The organism is Niastella sp., assembly GCF_045805085.1.
Classification (GTDB): Bacteria; Bacteroidota; Bacteroidia; order Chitinophagales; family Chitinophagaceae; genus Niastella.
The window spans coordinates 15,716-34,650 of record NZ_JBJMLX010000164.1; the positions used below are offsets into that span (position 1 = coordinate 15,716).

15 protein-coding genes are annotated in these 18,935 nt (G+C 45.0%); 5 read left to right on the forward strand and 10 right to left on the reverse strand.

Annotated features, from left to right (window positions below):
• Positions 1-5: 5 nt before the first annotated feature.
• From ACJ751_RS08160 to uxuA, 6 genes are all read right to left on the reverse strand, one after another.
• Positions 6-2,366, reverse strand: a complete 2,361-nt coding sequence (locus ACJ751_RS08160) for a GumC family protein (protein ID WP_407744998.1) — start codon at positions 2,364-2,366, stop codon at positions 6-8.
• 11 nt (positions 2,367-2,377) lie between these two features.
• Positions 2,378-3,211 carry a polysaccharide biosynthesis/export family protein gene (locus ACJ751_RS08165; RefSeq protein ID WP_407744999.1) on the reverse strand — a complete coding sequence of 278 codons (834 nt, stop codon included), beginning with the start codon at positions 3,209-3,211 and terminating at the stop codon, positions 2,378-2,380.
• Positions 3,212-3,255: 44 nt separating this feature from the next.
• The gene (locus ACJ751_RS08170) at positions 3,256-4,257 is read right to left on the reverse strand and encodes an SDR family oxidoreductase (protein ID WP_407745000.1); all 1,002 of its coding nucleotides are present in this window, start codon (positions 4,255-4,257) and stop codon (positions 3,256-3,258) included.
• Between the two features lie 9 nt (positions 4,258-4,266).
• Positions 4,267-5,565 (reverse strand): nucleotide sugar dehydrogenase, encoded by a 1,299-nt coding sequence (locus ACJ751_RS08175; protein ID WP_407745001.1) that lies wholly within the window; start codon positions 5,563-5,565, stop codon positions 4,267-4,269.
• A gap of 29 nt (positions 5,566-5,594) precedes the next feature.
• Positions 5,595-6,095: a transcription termination/antitermination protein NusG gene (locus ACJ751_RS08180; protein WP_407745002.1), complete on the reverse strand. Its 501-nt coding sequence runs from the start codon at positions 6,093-6,095 to the stop codon at positions 5,595-5,597.
• Between the two features lie 624 nt (positions 6,096-6,719).
• Positions 6,720-7,892 (reverse strand): mannonate dehydratase, encoded by a 1,173-nt coding sequence (gene uxuA, locus ACJ751_RS08185; RefSeq protein ID WP_407745003.1) that lies wholly within the window; start codon positions 7,890-7,892, stop codon positions 6,720-6,722.
• A gap of 149 nt (positions 7,893-8,041) precedes the next feature.
• Between uxuA and ACJ751_RS08190 the strand changes: the two genes are divergently transcribed.
• From ACJ751_RS08190 to ACJ751_RS08210, 5 genes are all read left to right on the forward strand, one after another.
• The gene (locus ACJ751_RS08190; RefSeq protein ID WP_407745004.1) at positions 8,042-9,058 is read left to right on the forward strand and encodes a LacI family DNA-binding transcriptional regulator; all 1,017 of its coding nucleotides are present in this window, start codon (positions 8,042-8,044) and stop codon (positions 9,056-9,058) included.
• A gap of 102 nt (positions 9,059-9,160) precedes the next feature.
• Entirely contained in the window at positions 9,161-9,988 is an 828-nt protein-coding gene (locus ACJ751_RS08195) for a rhomboid family intramembrane serine protease (protein ID WP_407745005.1), read from the forward strand.
• A 95-nt stretch (positions 9,989-10,083) separates the two neighbouring features.
• Positions 10,084-10,989: an alpha/beta hydrolase gene (locus ACJ751_RS08200; RefSeq protein ID WP_407745006.1), complete on the forward strand. Its 906-nt coding sequence runs from the start codon at positions 10,084-10,086 to the stop codon at positions 10,987-10,989.
• Positions 10,990-11,156: 167 nt separating this feature from the next.
• Positions 11,157-12,029: an AraC family transcriptional regulator gene (locus ACJ751_RS08205; RefSeq protein ID WP_407745007.1), complete on the forward strand. Its 873-nt coding sequence runs from the start codon at positions 11,157-11,159 to the stop codon at positions 12,027-12,029.
• 18 nt (positions 12,030-12,047) lie between these two features.
• Positions 12,048-13,577, forward strand: a complete 1,530-nt coding sequence (locus tag ACJ751_RS08210) for a hypothetical protein (protein WP_407745008.1) — start codon at positions 12,048-12,050, stop codon at positions 13,575-13,577.
• Between the two features lie 171 nt (positions 13,578-13,748).
• Here the strand turns inward: ACJ751_RS08210 and ACJ751_RS08215 are convergent, their stop codons facing one another.
• The 4 genes from ACJ751_RS08215 to ACJ751_RS08230 form a co-directional block, all read right to left on the reverse strand.
• A complete protein-coding gene (locus ACJ751_RS08215) occupies positions 13,749-14,357 on the reverse strand; it encodes a YhcH/YjgK/YiaL family protein (RefSeq protein WP_407745009.1) in 609 nt (202 codons plus the stop codon).
• Positions 14,358-14,417: 60 nt separating this feature from the next.
• On the reverse strand, positions 14,418-15,854 hold the full coding sequence (locus tag ACJ751_RS08220) for an alpha-L-fucosidase (RefSeq protein ID WP_407745010.1): 1,437 nt from the start codon (positions 15,852-15,854) through the stop codon (positions 14,418-14,420).
• 92 nt (positions 15,855-15,946) lie between these two features.
• Complete coding sequence (locus ACJ751_RS08225; protein ID WP_407745011.1) at positions 15,947-17,116, reverse strand: glycoside hydrolase family 88 protein; 1,170 nt, start codon at positions 17,114-17,116, stop codon at positions 15,947-15,949.
• 24 nt (positions 17,117-17,140) lie between these two features.
• On the reverse strand, positions 17,141-18,935 hold a 1,795-nt coding region (locus ACJ751_RS08230), incomplete at its 5' end, for an alpha-L-fucosidase (RefSeq protein WP_407745012.1).

Below are 18,935 nucleotides of genomic sequence, written 5' to 3' on the forward strand. Positions count from 1 at the left end.
ACGTATTATGCTATTTTCAGCTTGCCTTCTGAATTTTTCTTTTTCTTTTTCCCCTTGCCCATTTGTCCATATTCATATCCGTAACCATACACATGCTGGAACCCATAACCAGGTTTAATGCCGTTTATGATTAAAGAAATATGCGGCAGTTTTTGATCCTGATGCAGATCGTTGATCAATTTCAACGATGGGCGCACCGTAAACTTATGCCGTAATACGAAGAAGGTTAAATCAGCCAGCTTACCTAATGATAATGCATCTGACACAGCTTCCACCGGCGGTGTATCCATTACGATATAATCATAATGCGCCTTCAGGTAATCGAATAACGCTTTCATGCGTGGGTTCAGAATGATCTCACCCGGGTTCAGCGGCAAAGGTGTTCCGGCGCTGAGGAAGGACAAATTTTCCAGCTCAGGCACTGATTGTAAAATATCATCTATCTGTACTTCACCACGCAAATAATTGGTAATACCGATCGATTTTTTAAATCCTAAGCGTTCTGACAAACTTGGGTTGCGAAGGTCGAACTCCAGCAATGCCACTTTCTTGCTGCTGATGGCCAGTGAGCTTGCCAGGTTCAGGCTTACAAAGCTTTTTCCTTCACCGCTCACACTGGAAGTAACCATCAATACCTTTTGGTCGGGACCATAACCCATATAGGAGATATTCGTACGCAAGGTCCTGAACTGTTCGGCAATGGGCGACACTGTTTCTTCTGCAATTACCAGGTCGGCCTTACTATCATCGAGAATGATCTCACCTGCAATTGGCAGCGAAGTAATGCTGTGCACATCTTCGCGGGTTTCGATCTTGTTATTCATCATGAACTGAACCACTATGATCAACACCGGCAGCATAAGCCCCAACAAAAAGCCCATGGCATACACCACATAAGGTTTTGGGTTCACGCTCCTACTCACGTTCCAGTCAACAATACGTGTACCGGCAATACCTGCAGAAGCATATTCCATTTTCTTGTCTTCTATCTTCTGTTGCAGGAAGGTATACAACTGATCTTTTACGCCTAATACCCGGTTGGTCTGGTTCAGGTCTTTTTCTTTTTCCGTCATGCCCTGGAAACGGTTGGTGGAATTTTGTTCCTGGGAAGCAATAAAGGCATTGCTTGTTCTTATTTGCTGACGAATGCTGCTAAGGCTTGACAGGATGCTGTTCTTAGCAGTGGCCAAGCCGGCATTGATATCGGGTAAGCGAATATCCTGCGGCGTACCACGATCGAGTATTTCCTTTTTTCTTACAACCAGTCTATTATACCCGTCAACAAAAGCGGCCAAACTGGGGTCGGCCAGCGCAGTAACGTTGGGAACTATCTGCTCCTGGCCACTTGCCAGCATGCTGTTTTCTATCTGTGTCAACAGGTTTTCCCGTAACTGGTTCTCGCCTTTTCTGCTATCGAGGGTTACCAGGTTACCCAGCAACTGGTTGGCCGATGTACCTACATCGTTCACCTTGTTGTTCGACTTGAAATCTTTTACTTTATTAGCCTGTTGCGACAGTTCCGACGACACGGTGTTCAACCTGTTTTCGAGGAACTCAATTTCTGTACGCAGGGCCTTGCTTTTAAATTCGAAGTTGGCTTCATCATAATTTTGCAGCAACACTTCTACTATTTGTTTGGCCCTCTCAGGAATTTCATCTTTTACGGTTATCTGCAACATAGCCATACCACCCTTGGGCACCGCAGTGGCTGAAACCCGGGATGCATATTTGCCTACAGCACCATCCCTGCCAGGGAAACGTAGGAGATAAACACCTTTACTAATACTAAGAAAAGGTTTGGGCTCAATAGTGATGGTATCGTGTTTAAATACCAGGGGCACATTGTAATAGCCTTTTACCACTTCTTTTTCAAGCTGCAGTTTATAGCTATCCTCGCTTACCAGTAATTTATATACGGGTGTTGTTTCGTCAATATCCCATCTTTTTAACTTAATGGTAAAGGGCAGTGAATCGAGGTGAAGGGGTTTATCGAGCACGCGGCCCTTTTGCATTACCTCGATATCGAGGTGCAGCGAGTCAACGACCTTCTCGATCAACGCAGCTGCCTCCAGTTTAAATATTTCACTATTTAAATCGGGGGCCGCCTGAGCGGTAGCAGCCGGGCCTGAGCCGAAGGCCGATCCACCTAATATATTTGATTTTACTTCACCGGCCGACTGCACCTCAATAAAGGTAGACACCTGGTATAACGGCGTTGTATACCGTATATACACAAAGGCAGCAGCTAAACAAACGCCGGCAGATAAAATAAGCCAGTAATAGCTTTTTGCCAGTTTTCCGAAAAGTCGTTTTGCATCAAAACCACCTTTACTTTCTTCTGGCTCGTCATGATACTTCTGCTCCATGGCTGAAAGTTTTATTTGGATGTATTGTGAATGGTAAAGCCAAGGGTTACTACCGAAATAACGATTGTGAACAGGGAAGCCACCAAACCGAAATCTTCTTTGAAGATAGAACCCGAACGGGCCTGCACATAGATCACATCATTCGGCCGCATCAGAAAAATATCCGGATCTTCCAACACACTGGCTTTTCTTAAATCCAACTTTCGGATGGTTCTTTTTCCGTTATAGTCGCGATACAGGCGAATGTCATAGCGTTTGGCGCTGTGCGGCAGATCACCGGCTGCTGCCAGCGCAGCGAATATGGTGGCTTGTTGCGCCGGTATTATAAAAGAACCCGGGGTTTTTACCTCACCCAACACAGTTACTTTAAAAGTGGTAAAACTTACCTCTATTAAAGGCTCTTTCAGATATGGGCTTACGACGCCATATAATTTTTGTTTTGCCTGACTGAGCGTTAAACCTGAAAGCTTCAGTCTGCCAATAACCGGAATTTCAACTTCGCCTTCTTCATTCACCACATACTCAGCGCCGGAAGTTGAAACGCCGCCACCCCCGCCGCCTACACCAACCATAGCAGCGGCGGCAGTGGCGGCCCCGGCCATATTGTGTTTGTTAAAAAATGCGGCGCTTTCCTGGTCTCTTACAATAAAATTGATATCGATCCTGTCGCCGCGCTCAATAATACGCTCTGGCACAGGCATTGCTTTCAATTCATATGTTTCCGTATCAGGCAGGTCATTGAAGTAATTCAACTTCTTGCCGGTACTGCAAGAAGTGGTAAGCAAAAGAACAAACGCTACAAAAAAGCAGGTAAGGGTAGCAGGATGTATGTGGTTTCTATTCATTGTACGTTATTTTATTAATGGCCGCTTGCCGGCAAGGCTACGTTTTAAGAGGTTACTTTCATATACGACGATTGCTTAAACCACTCTACCGTTGTTTGTAATCCTGTTTCAATGGTTACATTAGGCTGGTAACCGATCAGCTGTTGGGCTTTGCTCACATTGGCCAGACTATGACGCACATCCCCTTTTCTTTCTTCGCGATATTTCGGCGCCAGGTCAATACCGATAAACCCGGTTATGTGTTTCCACAATTCGTTCAGCGTTGTTTTATCGCCCACAGCTATGTTCACTACTTCATGTTTGTTTATATCAGGGGCCAGGGCGGCTTTGATATTTGCCTGTACCGCGTTTTCCACGAAGGTGAAGTCACGGCTCGTTTCGCCATCTCCGTTAATGAAAGGCGCTTCGTTTTTCAACGCACTCTGAACGAACAAAGGAATAACGGCGGCGTAGGGGCCACGTGGGTTTTGGCGGGGACCAAATACGTTGAAGTAACGTAACCCAATGGTATGAAAATCGTAGGTGCGGCTGAACACCGACGCATACAGCTCATTTACATATTTTGTAACGGCGTATGGCGAGAGCGGATTCCCTATTTTATCTTCTACTTTTGGCAAACCGGGGTGATCGCCATAAGTGCTTGAACTGGCTGCATACACCATTCTTTTAACACCCGCATCTCTTGCTGCTACCAGCATATTCAAAAAACCGCTTACGTTCACTTCATTGCTGGTAATGGGATCGTTTATGGAGCGGGGTACCGAACCCAATGCAGCCTGGTGCAGCACATAATCAACACCGCCTACTACACGACGACAGGTATCCAGGTCGCGGATATCGCCTTCTATCAAACTAAATTCAGGACGGGGTAAAAACGGTTCAATATTCTCCATGGAACCCGTACTAAAGTTGTCGAGCACCCGCACTTTACCAACGCCATGCGTTAATAAATATTCTACAATGTTTGAACCTATAAAGCCTGCGCCGCCTGTTACCAGGAAGGTGGCTTTACTAATATCGGCGGTATGGTATTTCTGATTGTACATAATTAATAGTTATAAACGTGCATCAACTAAATCTTTTCCCAAATGGGCTTTCACATCAAACAGCACGCAATGGTCGCTGCATAATTTCTTAATGACTTCGTAACTGAACTGTTCATGCGCTACAGCCAGCACTACTGCATTGTATTGTGATTGGGAGGCTGGTAATTCCTGAATCGTTTTCACGCCATATTCATGCATTACTGCTTCGGGATTGGCCCAGGGATCGTAGATGTCAACCTCAACATGGTAGCTTTGCAGGTGACGGATAATGTCAATCACTTTGGTATTGCGAACGTCGGGACAATTCTCTTTAAAAGTAATACCTAATACCAGGGCTTTGCTTTGAGAAACCGGAATGCTTTTCTTCACCATCAGTTTTATTACTTCACCGGCTACATACGCACCCATGCCATCGTTCAATCTACGTCCGGCCAGGATGATCTCAGGATGATAACCAACTTCCATAGCCTTTTGTGCTAAATAATAGGGGTCAACGCCAATACAGTGACCTCCTACCAAACCAGGGCGGAACGGTAAAAAGTTCCATTTTGTAGAGGCTGCAGCCAGCACTTCCTGCGTATCGATATCGAGCAGGTTAAATATTTTGGCCAGCTCATTGATGAAGGCGATGTTGATATCGCGTTGTGCATTCTCGATAACCTTGGCGGCTTCGGCCACCTTTATAGAAGGCGCCATGTGTGTGCCCGCTACAATAATGCTGCTATAAATGTCATTTACAATTTTGGCAGCTTCGGGGGTTGAACCGGAAGTTACTTTTTTAATTTTAGTAACTGTATGTTCTTTATCGCCGGGGTTAATACGCTCGGGTGAATAACCGGCATAAAAATCTTTATTGAAAGTAAGTCCTGACACTTTTTCAAGAATAGGTACGCACTCATCTTCGGTAACACCGGGGTATACGGTTGATTCATACACTACGATATCGCCCTTCTTCAATGCTTTACCTACTGTTTCACTGGCTTTCACCAGCGGCGTCAGATCGGGGCGGTTATATTTATCAACCGGCGTAGGTACAGTTATGATAAATACGTTGGTTGTTTTAATATCTTCCAGCTGATCGCTCACCCATAAGCCAAGTGTGCTATCCAATTTCTTTTTAAGTACAGAAGAAAGGTGGTCGCTGCTGATCTCCAGCGTGTGATCGTTACCAGACCGCAGTTCGGCTATTCGTGCCTGATTGATATCAAAGCCTACGACAGGATATTTCTTTGCAAATTCTACTGCAAGGGGTAATCCTACATATCCTAAACCGATTACCGTTAAATGATACTGCTTTGTCGCTTCCATTCAATATTTCAATTTGAAGTTAGTAGTTATTATTTTGAACCTTTTGAAAGGTTGTTCTTATCTATTGCTACCAGGGCAAAACCCAATGAAGGCAACATCACTTTCACACTTCTGTTATTCACTTCCATCACCTGGCCGGTTTGTTGCTCCAGCGGACCGTTTATAATGGTCACTTCATCGTTTATATTCACATCAATTCTTTCTACCTGTATATGTTCGTAATCTTTCAGGAACTGCTTCACTATGTCAATTTCTTCATCACGTATTACTGCGGGTTTACCCTGAAAAGTTACGAACCCTATTACACCATCTGTTTGCAGCACCGGAATGTGTGCTTTTGGTGCAAGTCGTACGAGTACGTACGATTTAAACAAGGGCTCCGCTATAATCTTTTTTCTATCGCTCCAGTTTCTTTCAATCTTCTGTATCGGACAATAGTTCTCAATTTGTTTCAGGCCGAGCAGATCCGCCACTTTCTTTTCCCACCGGGGCCTGGTGTATAAGGCATACCAATGCAAATTTGTATTCATTTTTCCGGTTTATCACAGTTCAACGTAAAGCTCCCGCTTCCCTCAGTCACATTCGTTACTGAGAATTAAAAAATTTTACCCATAAAATCATACACGTCAATACCTAAATCACCATCTCTTCTGCGTTTGTCACGAGAATATCAGATCGTAATAGGCTATTGAGGTCCCATAAAACAAAAACGGTACACAAGTAATAATAAACCAGAGGCTATTCGAAAGGATTGGTTCAGAGGCTTTCGAAGGAAATCGGGCCAATGGGGTGATTCGAAAGGAAAATCGGGTGACGATCGGTAATTACAGAGGATGTTGGAGGATCAGAGGTTAATGAAGTCGCTCAAAAGTAGAAAGTTTTTTGATATTATGCAATATTGGCCCTTGATTTTTATATACCATAATGTGGTTATTTCCTAAATACCCAATTGGCTTGCAGTGGAAATAGATCCATGTCAATCAATTAGTAAGAGATACATATTGCATGTTTTTAGACTTCAGTATTATTAAACTGTAATCATTGGCATGACATCTATTATGAAGGCACAAGACCCAGGGTTCAGGAACAAGGGCAATAAAAAAGCACAAGACCTCAATTGGAGACCTTGTGCTTTGAATCTTGTGCCTTGGGATTTACCCGTTCAAAGAACGGGCTATTCCTAATTCCAGTCCGCGTAATTCTGCCAGTCCGCGTAAACGTCCTATCGCCGAGTAGCCGGGATTGGTCTTTTTATTCAGGTCATCCAGCATTTGGTGCCCATGGTCGGGGCGCATAGCCAGGTTAACCTGCCGCTTTTGCATTACCTGCACCAGGTTCTTCACCACGCTGTACATATCCACATCGCCTTCCAGGTGGTTGGCTTCATAAAAATTACCGTCCGCATCGCGTTGGGTACTGCGTAAGTGAATGAAATTGATGCGGTCGCCAAACTGTAACACCATGGCAGGTAAGTCGTTATCGGCCCGTACGCCAAATGAACCGGTGCAAAAGCATAGGCCATTGCTGGCATTAGGAACTGCTTCGAACAATTGCTTTACCTGCTGGGCGGTGCTTACCACGCGGGGCAAACCGAAAATGGCATAGGGCGGATCATCGGGGTGAACTACCAGTTTTACCCCTACCTGGTCGGCTACCGGCGCTACCTGTTGTAAAAATTCAATCAGGTTCTGTTGTAATCTTTTGGCATCGATGCCTTCATAGGTATCAAGGGCCGCCTGAAATTGTTGCAGGGAAAAGCTTTCTTCACTACCCGGCAAACCGGCAATTACATTGCGTTGTAACAGGTTCTTTTCATCGTCTGTCATGTTTGCCAGGCGTTCTTTTGCTTTGGCCAGCTCGGCGGCTGAATAATCTTTTTCGGCGCCGGGTCTTTTCAGCATATATACGTCAAATGCCACCATGGCAGCTTTTTCGAACCGGAGCGCTTTACTGCCGTCTTCAACCGTGTAAGCCAAATCGGTGCGCGTCCAGTCGAGCACGGGCATAAAATTGTAAGTAACCACGTAAATACCGCAGGCTGCCAGGTTGCGGATGCTTTCACAATAGTTGGCAATATGTTGTTGGTAATTCCCTTTTTGTGTTTTTATCTCTTCATGAACGGGAACGCTTTCTACCACCGACCAGGTTAACCCTGCTGCTTCAATGGTTTGTTTGCGTTTCATGATCTCTTCTTTGGTCCAGACGGTGCCATTGGGAATATGGTGTAACGCAGACACGACTCCTGTACAACCGGCCTGTCGGATATCGGCCAGACTAACTGGGTCGGAAGGGCCGAACCAGCGCATAGTTTGTTCAAATTGATACATAAAGTAATTGTTTAGAGCACATTTTTTACAAGGTTACAATTTGTAATGGTTCCAAACTTCAACCCCATTAGCAAATTCTTTGCAAACGTTTTCGAAAAATGTTGCAAAAGTAGCTCGTATTTCTTAATCTTTGCTGGGGACGGTACTATATGGATCAAGTGAATTTAAAGAAGTTAGCGAAAGAATTGAATCTGGCCGTGTCAACGGTTAGCCGCGCTTTGCGCGATAGTCATGAAATTAGTCCGCAAACCAAAGAACGGGTGCGCGAATTAGCCTTAAAGCTCGGGTTCCAACCCAATCCGCACGCCAGCAGTTTACGCCAGAATAAAAGCAAGACAATTGCGGTCATCATACCTGAAATAGAAAACAATTTTTTCTCCCAGGTCATCAATGGCATTGAATCGATAACCCCCAGCAAGGGTTATCACGTACTCATTTATCTTTCGCACGAAGATTATAATAAAGAACGCGACATTTTGCAACTTTTGCGCAATGGCCGGGTAGATGGTATTATGATCTCGGTGTCAAATACCACTAACAATTACGATCATATCGAGGCCTGGCGGCAGGCCGGTGTTCCGGTGGTGCTTTTTGACAGAACCAGTGAAGAGCTCGATGTGCCCAACATAATGACCAACGATGCCGAAATGGCTTTCAAGGCAACGGAACATTTGTTGAAAAGAGGCTGCAAGAACATCGCTTTTTTGGGAATGGCGGGAAACCTGTCCATCTCAAACCGGCGTAAAGCGGGCTATCTTGCCGCCCTGGAAAAATTCAAAGTGCCTACCCCGCCCCTGATCGTTGACCTTACTTCGAAAGATTATATTAACCGCGAAATATTACGCAACCTGTTTCAAAACCCGTCCCGCCCCGATGGCATTTTTGCCGCCATTGAAAAGTTTGCGGTGAATACTTACGAAGTATGCAAGGAAATAAACCTGCATATTCCGCAGGAAGTGAAGGTGATCAGTTTTTCGAACCTGCAAGCCGCCGCATTATTCGACCCCGCACTTTCTACCATTATTCAACCGGCTTACGATATCGGCCGCGAGGCAGCCAGCATTTTGTTCAAGCTTATTGAAAAGAAAATGCTGATGCCATATGAGAAAAAAATGATCCTGCCTTCGCAATTAATTGAGCGGGCGTCAACGGCCATTACCGGTTAATAAACACGCTGTTACCCTTTTGTAAAGCCTAGGGTCCGTAATTAACAATTATTTGCAACCTTCGCTTATCGTTAGTATGTTTATTATAATGAACTTATTCATATGGGAACCGGACTTTCTGGAATTATTAGTTGGATAGTTATTATCGTGACCGGCGTGGTTTCATACCAGGGGTTTAAAAACCATTTCTTTTTTGAGAAATACGAATTTGGTGTTGAAAAGGTTCGCCTGTACAGGGATTACAAAAGGCTTGTAACCTCAGGTTTTTTGCATGTGAACTGGATGCACCTTATTTTCAATATGCTGGGGGTGTATTTTTTTGCAGGGCTATTAATTGGCCAACTGGATTGGTATGGCTTTTTACTGGTTTATTTTGCCAGCATGGTGGGCGGCAACCTGTTGTCGCTGCTGATATATAAAAACCAGGGGGATTATACCTCAGTAGGCGCTTCGGGCGCCGTAAATGGCGGTATTTTCGCCGTCATTGCACTGGATCCTGGTATCAGGATCTTCTTTTTGCCAGGCTGGTTGTTTGGGCTTCTTTACATTGGCCTTACCATTTACGGGGTACGCTCAAAAAGAGACAACATCGGGCACGAAGCGCACCTGGGCGGCGCCATGATCGGGATGCTGGTAGCCATTGCCTTACAACCTGCCGCCCTGTTTGAAAATTATATTACTATTTTAATTATTTCGGTGCCCACCCTGGCGTTCATTTACCTGATTATTACCAGGCCGCATCTTTTACTTATTGACAATCTTTTTTTCAATACGCATAAGAACTATTATTCCGTCGATCACAAGTATAACGAGAGTAAATTCAACCAGCAACAGGAAATTGACAGGATCCTCGACAAAATAAGCAAGCGGGGCATGAACAGCCTGAGCCAGAAAGAAAAACAAATGCTGAAAGAGTACAGTAAGAAATAACCACTCCGGCAACACATTTCATTACCAGAACAAATTGCGTTATGAAGAAATTCAGGCTTATGCCATTCGTTTTCCTGCTTCTAACTCTCCCATTTATGGCGGCGGCAGAAAGTGATACTACATATACTGAAACAAATGTTGTGTTGCATACAGCCAGTGGTGATATCGCCGGTACTTTAACCATTCCTGCCAACGCACCGGCAAAATTACCGGTGGCGCTGATCATTGCCGGTTCGGGCCAAACCGACCGTAATGGCGATAACCCCATGATGAAGAACGAGAGCCTGCAAAAACTGGCGTATGGCCTTGCGGCAAAAAACATTGCGTCCTTACGGTTCGACAAACGAGGCATTGGCGAAAGTAAAGCTGCCGGAAAAACCGAAGCCGACCTGCGGTTTGAAGATTACATCAACGATGCCCGCAGTTGGATAGAATGGCTGAAGCAAGATAAACGCTTTTCAAAGGTATTTGTGGCCGGTCACAGCGAAGGGTCACTTATAGGCATGATCGCCGCACTCAACACCGCCCATGGGTTTGTTTCCATTGCCGGTGCCGGCCGTTCGGCCGATAAAATACTGAAAGAGCAACTAGCCGGGCAGCCAGCCATGGTAAAAGACAGCAGCTACCCTATTATCGACAGTCTGGTGCTGGGTAAAACCGTTGCCAATGTGCCCAAAATGCTGTTTGCCTTGTTCAGACCCAGCGTTCAGCCGTATATGATCTCCTGGTTTCACTACGACCCGCAAGCTGAAATAAAAAAACTCACCATCCCGGTTTTAATACTTCAAGGCACAAACGACCTGCAGGTAAAAGAAGAAGACGCCAACCTGCTGGCAAAATCAAACACAAAGGCCAAACTGACACTCATTAAAAACATGAACCATATTTTCAGGATCGTGGAGGGAGACAGAAAAGAAAACCTCGCTACCTATATAACACCCACACTCCCCATTAGCGAAGAACTGGTTAGTTCCATTTCAGAATTTGTTCTTCAACATTAATTTCAATGGGGTCTGCATTTCTATCAAAAAGGTTGCATCAAACAGCAGAAATATTTACATATGTTACGGAAACGTTAGCGTAGCATTTTTTCGCCAGCGCTAAAAGTTAAGCTAATTTACCCCTGATTGCACCATTTTTTGCCATTTGAAGTAAAAGCAGCTTAATTATGAGGCCCCAGCTATTAAAAGTATCAAAGGAGATCCGCCACTCCTTCAGCGTTCGCCAGGATCTTGTTCCTTACATCAATAACCGCTGGCACTACCACCAGGAAGTTGAATTAATCCATTTTAGACAAGGTGAAGGCACCCAGTTTGTAGGTGACAGCATCCGGCATTTCAAAAACGGCGACGTAGTACTGGTAGGCTCAGGTCTGCCGCATTACTGGCGTTTCAACGATACCTATTTTAATGAAAATGAGCCAACTTCGGCCGATATAAGAGTATGTCATTTCAACGAAACCTTCTGGGGAGAACAATTTTTGCAACTGCCGGAAAACATTAAGATCAAAAACATTCTTGAAAAAGCGAAACGTGGCTTACAGATCACCGGTAAAACCCGCGTGGTGGTAGCAGAATTCCTGGATGTATTATTAAATACGGAAGGACCGCACCGCATTTTGCTGCTTACCCAGGCATTAACTGCTATTGCTGAATGCCCCAATTTGCAGTCATTATCGAGCATTGGGTTTAAACACGAAATGCCCGAAAACGAGAACGACCGCATCAACGCCATTTACGACTTCTCGCTGAAAAATTTCAAACGTCCCATTCAGTTAGATGAGATCGCCTCTGTAGCAAACATCAGTCCCAACTCATTTTGCCGCTATTTCAAATCAAAAACAAGTAAAACCTTTTCGCAGTTCCTGATTGAAGTGCGGGTGGGCTATGCCTGTAAATTATTGATCGAAAACAAAATGAGCATTAAACAGCTGTGCTTCGAAAGCGGCTTCAATAACTTTACCAGCTTTCATAAATATTTTAAACTCATCACCGGTAAAAGCCCGTTGAGTTATCAAAAAGAATTTATCCAAAAACAATAGTTCACTTATAATATTGATATGCTTAAACAGCTTCGACAACTTCTTGTTGTTTCGACCGGGATTGTACTGGTTGCAGGTTTTCAACCGCCAGCCTCTACATGGGATTCGAAATTTGTTAGCCTGACTTCCAACGGAACTTTACAATATCACCCTGACGAAAAGGGTAATATCCTGCCCGATTTCAGTCGTGTAGGCTATTACCAGGGCGATCAGCCCATACCCACTGTACCTGTTGTAAAAACCATTTCAGCGGGTAACGATAATAGCCAGGCTATTATCCAGGATGCTATCGATGAAGTAGCGAAAAGAACGCCCGACAAAAACGGTTTTCGCGGCGCCATCTTATTAAAGAAAGGCGTATACAACATCCCCGGCACCATTCATATTACAGCCAGCGGCATCATCCTGCGCGGCGAAGGTGATGGAGAAAGCGATACCAAATTGATTGCCACCGGAAATACCCAACGGTCATTGATCAATATTTCCGGAACCGGTAATTTCGAAGAACAACCTGGTACGCGCGTAGCTATCACGGATGCCTATGTGCCAACCGGCGCTACGTCCTTCCAGGTTGAATCGGCCGCTAACTTTAAAGCAGGTGATAAAGTTATTTTGTTCCGACCTGGCACCGAAGCCTGGGTAAAGGACCTGAAAATGGATGCCATCGATGCACGGGACGGCACCAAACAATGGCAACCTAAAGAATATGACCTGCGTTACGAACGCATCATTACCAAAGTGCAGGGCAATACCATTACCCTTGACAACCCGGTGGTGATGTCGCTGGAAAAACAATACGGCGGCGGCTTTATTTATAAATACAATTTCAATGGCCGGTTGTCCAAAGTGGGCATCGAACAATTGCGTTGTGAATCTACTTACGATAAAGACACGTCTGAAGATCATGGCTGGACGGCCATTCAATTCAATAAAATTGAAAACGGCTGGGTGCGGAATGTAACGGCCCGCTACTTTGGTTATGCCTGCGTTCACATAGATGATCTGGCCAAATGGATCACCGTGACCGACAGCCGCTGCCTCGATGCTAAATCACAGATTACAGGTGGCCGCCGTTATTCATTTAACAACGACGGTCAGCAAAACCTGGTCATGAATTGCCAAACTACCGAAGGGCGTCATGATTATGTTACCGGCGCCCGCGTTTGCGGACCCAACGTTTTTTATAATTGCACCGCCAAACAAACACATGCCGATATTGGCCCGCACCACCGCTGGGCTTCCGGCACATTGTATGATAATATTGTAACTGATGGTGAAATTAACATCCAGGACCGGGGTAACTGGGGCAGTGGCCATGGTTGGGCAGGTGTTACGCAAATATTATGGAACTGTACTGCCAAACGTGCTGCTGTACAAAGCCCCTGGGCTGATGGAAAAAATTATTGCATTGGACTGAAAGGCGGGAAATACGAAGGCAGACTGAATGGACGTCCTGATGGGGAGTGGGAAGGGCAGAATAAGGAAGGTTTACAACCAGGCTCGTTGTATATGACGCAACTCAATGAAAGAAGAAATCGCAAATCGTAAAAATGGTTGCAAGTTTCAGGGTACAGGTTGCAGGGGGGAAGCAGGTAATCGGCAATCAAGCAAAATACAAAGGTGGGTTATCCTCCAAAGGGTAACCCACCTTTATTATTGAAAGCTCCAACATTAAAACCGGTAACCGGCAACCTGTAACCTGCAACAGCATGTTGTGAACTACGCTGCTTTAATTTTAATCACCATCTTCTTCACTACCTTATTCCCTCCAGGCGTAATATTCGGCCTGTGCGCTTCGCCGGGGAAAAAGATGATAAAGGTGCCGGCAGGTATATTGTAGAATTTGCCGGGCGCGGTATAATTGGCTACGTCTTTTGTTTCGTCGTAAGGTTTGGTTGTGGAAGTAACTTCTGCCACGGGCCATTTACCCATTCTTTCTTCACCTACCAATACGCATTGTACATCGATGTACTTACGGTGCGATTCCCAATTGGTTTTATCAAAATCCTTGCTGGGGTCTTCCGTTACTGATGCAAATACATTATCGCCATCTATGGGATATTTTCCTTTTGCTATTGTTTGCAGGTTTTGCTCTTTCAAAAAAGCAAATGCTTTATCCCAATACGCTTTGTTGATACGGTATTGACGGGCAAATTCTTCTTTATTGATTGATTTATGCGGCTTCAGCGGCGCGCCATTCAACCATTCTTTTTTCTTAAACCATTTATTCGCTTTTGCTTTTGTGATAACAGTATCGGCTTCTGATTGCGCATTTACAAAAACAAAAGAAAAGGCAATTAATAAAACAGACAAACATCCTTTTTTCATACGCGAGAATTAAATAGGTGTAAATATAAGCGTATAAACCTGTTATTCAGGCAAGAATTGTCACTCTTTCATATTACCCAAACCGCTGGCGCCGGCGCCCATAAACCGCTTATCGGCAACCGTTCCCTTCACCTGCAGTTTAATTACACTGGCAATTTTATCGGGCGCCTGTTCGGGCACTGTTATTACCAATCCGTCTGCTGAAGCGGCCGTGGCCAGTTTTTTACCATTGGCTAATAAAACAGCCGATGTAACCGGTTGGGTCAACCCGGGTACCACCAGTTTTTTATCGGCGGGCCAGTTAAACACGCTCAGGTATAAAGTGGTGTTCCCGTTCTGTTCTTTCTTGGTGCAACGTCCCCATGGCAATGCGGGTAATGGACTCGCTTTTGTACCATAAATAGCGTCGCCGTTTACTTTCATCCACGCGCCTACCTGTTGCAGTCGACTGATACTTTCATCAGGGAAGGTACCATCTGGCTTGGGACCTACATTCAATAAATAGTTACCACCTTTTGAAGCTATGTCTAACAGATTCCTGATAATTACCTCTGTACTTTTCCATTCGTGGTCATCTTTTTTAAAACCCCAGGTGCCGTTCATGGTCATGCAGGTTTCCCAGTCTTTACCATCCAGTTCGCTTTCTTTGGGAATTCTTTGCTCAGGCGTTTTGTAATCACCGGGAAAGTTGGGGCGTTTTAACCGGTCGTTGGTGATGATATTGGGTTGCAATGCCAAAGCAGCATTTAATTTCTCAGCAAACTCATCAGTCATACCGGTAGGCGTATCCCACCACAGCACCGCTACATCGCCATAATTGGTCAGCAATTCTTTTACCTGCGGAACCGCTACATCATCGATGTATTGCGCCATGGTTTTGGTGGTTTGTGCGGGATCCCAATGGCCTTCATGAGCTGCGGTATAGGCATCTATTTTTGCGGAATCAGGATTGGCCCAGCCTTCGCTGGCAACCTTGCGGGCAGCAGCGCCACCCGGATTGTTCCAGTCCTGCGCCTGCGAATAATAAAAGCCCAGTTTGATCCCGTATTTGCGGCAGGCTTCTGCCAGGGGCTTCAGCAGGTCTTTGCCATACGGCGTGGCATCTACCATATTCCATTTGCTGGCATTTGATTTAAACAAAGCAAAACCATCATGGTGCTTGGCGGTGATCACAATGTATTTCATGCCGGCTTCTTTAGCCAGTTTTACCCAGGCATCCGCATCGTATTTTACGGGATCGAACTGTTTGGCAAATTCCTGGTAATCGGCTACCGGAATTTTTCCGCGGTTCATGATCCACTCTCCTATGCGCTTAATGGGCTGACCATTGTAATAACCAGCCGGCACGGAATAAACACCCCAGTGAATGAACATCCCAAAACGGGCTTCGCGCCACCATTCCATGTGTTTGTCGTGCGACTCCTTTGCTGCTGTTTGTGCAAATGCCGTATGCAACAAACAACAAAACAATACCAATGCAGCAACTACTTTTTTCATATAACCTTCTTTTGTTTTATTTGCAACTAACTGAATATTACTTTCTGTGTTTGCGAACCTTCCTGCAATTTATTCAGCTATTTTAACATAATCTACTTTGACCTCAACAGCGCCTCTAAATAATAATAATCACCATAATTAAGCGGCACATCTACTTCGCTATTGGCTGGTTTGGAACCGGTGCTGTGCAACAGGATAAAACCTTTGTTCTCGCCAATGGGCGAACGATAATTCTTGGTCAGGTTTTGCAGGATGGTATTGGCTGCGGTAAGGTACTCCTTTTTGTTTTTGCCGTATTTAGCCAGCTCAAACAAACCCGAGGCAATCACCCCTGCGGCAGAAGCATCGCGTGGTTCGTTGGGAATACCAGGTGCATTAAAATCCCAGTAAGGAATTTTATCAGCAGGTAAATTGGGATGATGCAGTATGAATTTAGCTACATTTTCTGCCTGACGCAGATAAGCTATATTTTTTGTTTCGCGATAGCACATAGTGTATCCATACAATGCCCAACCCTGTCCGCGCGCCCAGGCGCTTTCATCGGCATACCCCTGGTGCGTATTTCTTTTTACCACTTTGCCGGTTACCGTATCATAATCCACTACATGATAAGAACTATAATCGGGCCGGAAATGATTTTTCATAGTGGTGTTGGCATGGCTCACCGCTATTTTATAAAAAGAAGAATCACCGGAAAGGCGGGTAGCGGCAAACAGTAATTCCAGGTTCATCATATTATCGATGATCACGGGATAACCCCATTGTTCTTTGTGATGGTCCCACGAACGAATACAACCCACTTTCGGGTTGAACCGGGTTGATAATGTTTTGGCCGACTGAATGATCACCTCTTTATAGGCAGCGTCTTTTGTAAGCTGATAACCGGTACCATAACTGCAGTATATTTTAAAGCCCATGTCATGGGTACCGCCATTGAATTTTTCTTTTTCTTCCCGGGCAGTAAATTCTTCTGCCTTTGCTTTCCATTCCGGTTTATGGGTGAACGCATACAACATCCATAATTCACCGGCAAAGAAACCACTGGTCCAGTCTTTGGCAGGAACCAGCTTCAGGTTTCCATTTTCAAGGGTACGTGGCGATACCAGGTCCGTATTGCTTCCTCTCGCCGCTGCTATACTGGTAAGCATTACCTGGGTTTGTTTTTCCGCATCTGCAAATACAGGCGCCAGTTTCACCTTCTGCGCTTGTGACAATAATCCTACAGCCAACAAAGCAACTGTTCCAGCCAATTTTTTGTGCATTCTTTTGTGTTTTCGTTGAGTATATTATTTAGCCAGTAACTGTAATTCCAACAATTTCATTAGTTCGCCCTTCTCAATGGAGACCGGCTTAATGATCAATTCGTGCGTTCCGGCAGGCAATTCAATGGTATCCATATTGTCCCAGGTCAGCACTTTAGTATCGGAGCCGCTGCCGGTTATTTTTATTTCTTTTGAATGATTCCCGGTTTGCAATACAAACGTGCCGCCATTACCGTCACCGGCAAGATATTTCATATTTATGGTAAACGTAGCTGGCTTTGTAGTGCGGAACGTCCAGCTCAACCATTGGTTATCCGACTTCCAGTTCTGCACATAATATTTGCCGCTTTTGCCATCGCCATAACCAAATTTATCACCATGTAATTGCGCATCAAATGCCAGCAATTGCTGCTGGGGAATATTGGCAGAAAATACCCGAATTGAATCTGTCTTCAACGGTTCTTTTAATTCAATAGCAATTACTGTATTCAACATATCGGGCATTTTTGCCGGCAGGTTAATCACCACATCGTTTGTATTTACTCGGTTTGTGGTTAATGTCTTTTTACCGACGAGCAGGTACGTTTTGCCGAATCCACTCTGTAACCCACCTACATACAATTTATTATCTGCCGGCCAGTTAAACACATGCAAATAAAGCGTATTGCCTTTCAACGTAGATACACCCCAGCTTTGCAATGGCAACGGACTTGCCACAGTACCATAAATGCTCTCGCCATTCTTATCCATCCAGGCGCCAATGCCTTTTAAGATAGCCAGGTCCTTGCTATCGAAGGCGCCATCACCTTTTGGACCGATATTCATCAACAGGTTACCACCGCGAGATGCGGCCTTCGCCAGTAAATGCACAAAGGCGCCTACTGGTTTGTGGCTGTTATCGAATTTATGATAACCGTACGATTCATTGGTTGTGGGGATCGCTTCCCAATCGCCCGTTACGGGGTAAAACTCAAGCGGACGGTCAGCCGTATTTTTATAATCGCCAAAACTTACTTCTGCACTTCTCGCCAGCCGGCCATTTACCACAACATGATTATCTACTTCCCGAATGGCTTTCAGGATGCGAATGTTTTCTGATAACGGTAATTTGGAGGGCGTATCAAACCACAAAATATCGGGATGGTATTTTGCCAGCAGCTCTTTTATTTGCGGGATCGCTTTTTCGTTTACATATTTTTGCGCTTTGGGTAACAACTCTGGATGCAGGTTAAACCAGTTTATACCACCATACAATCCTTTATCACCACCGGGATTACTGTATTCCCAATCATTGCCCGGCGCATCGGGATGTTCCCAGTCGAATGCATGCGAATAATAAAACCCAAACTTAATCCCATATTTATGACAGGCGGCAGACAGCTCCACCATGGGATCGCGTTTAAAAGGCGTTTGCTGCACAATATTGAAATCGGAAACTTTTGAATCGAACATCGCAAACCCATCGTGGTGTTTGGACGTAATGATCATATACTTCATGCCGGCGTCCTTTGCATGACGCGCCCAGGCATCGGCATCAAACAACACGGGATTGAACTGATGGGCTAATGCCAGATAATCGGCCCGGGTAATTTTCTCCTTACGCATCAGGTGTTCGGCATAGCCATCAACTTTTTGCCCTTTCCATTCGCCTCCTGGCAATGAATAAATGCCCCAGTGAATGAACATGCCAAAACGCGCCTGTTGCCACCAGGCTATACGTTCATCATGATTTTTCATGGAAGCAGTCCACCAGCCGTTTACTGCTTCATCAATCGCCTGCTGATCACGTTGCCGGCCCCGGTTGAACATTTCTTTGTCC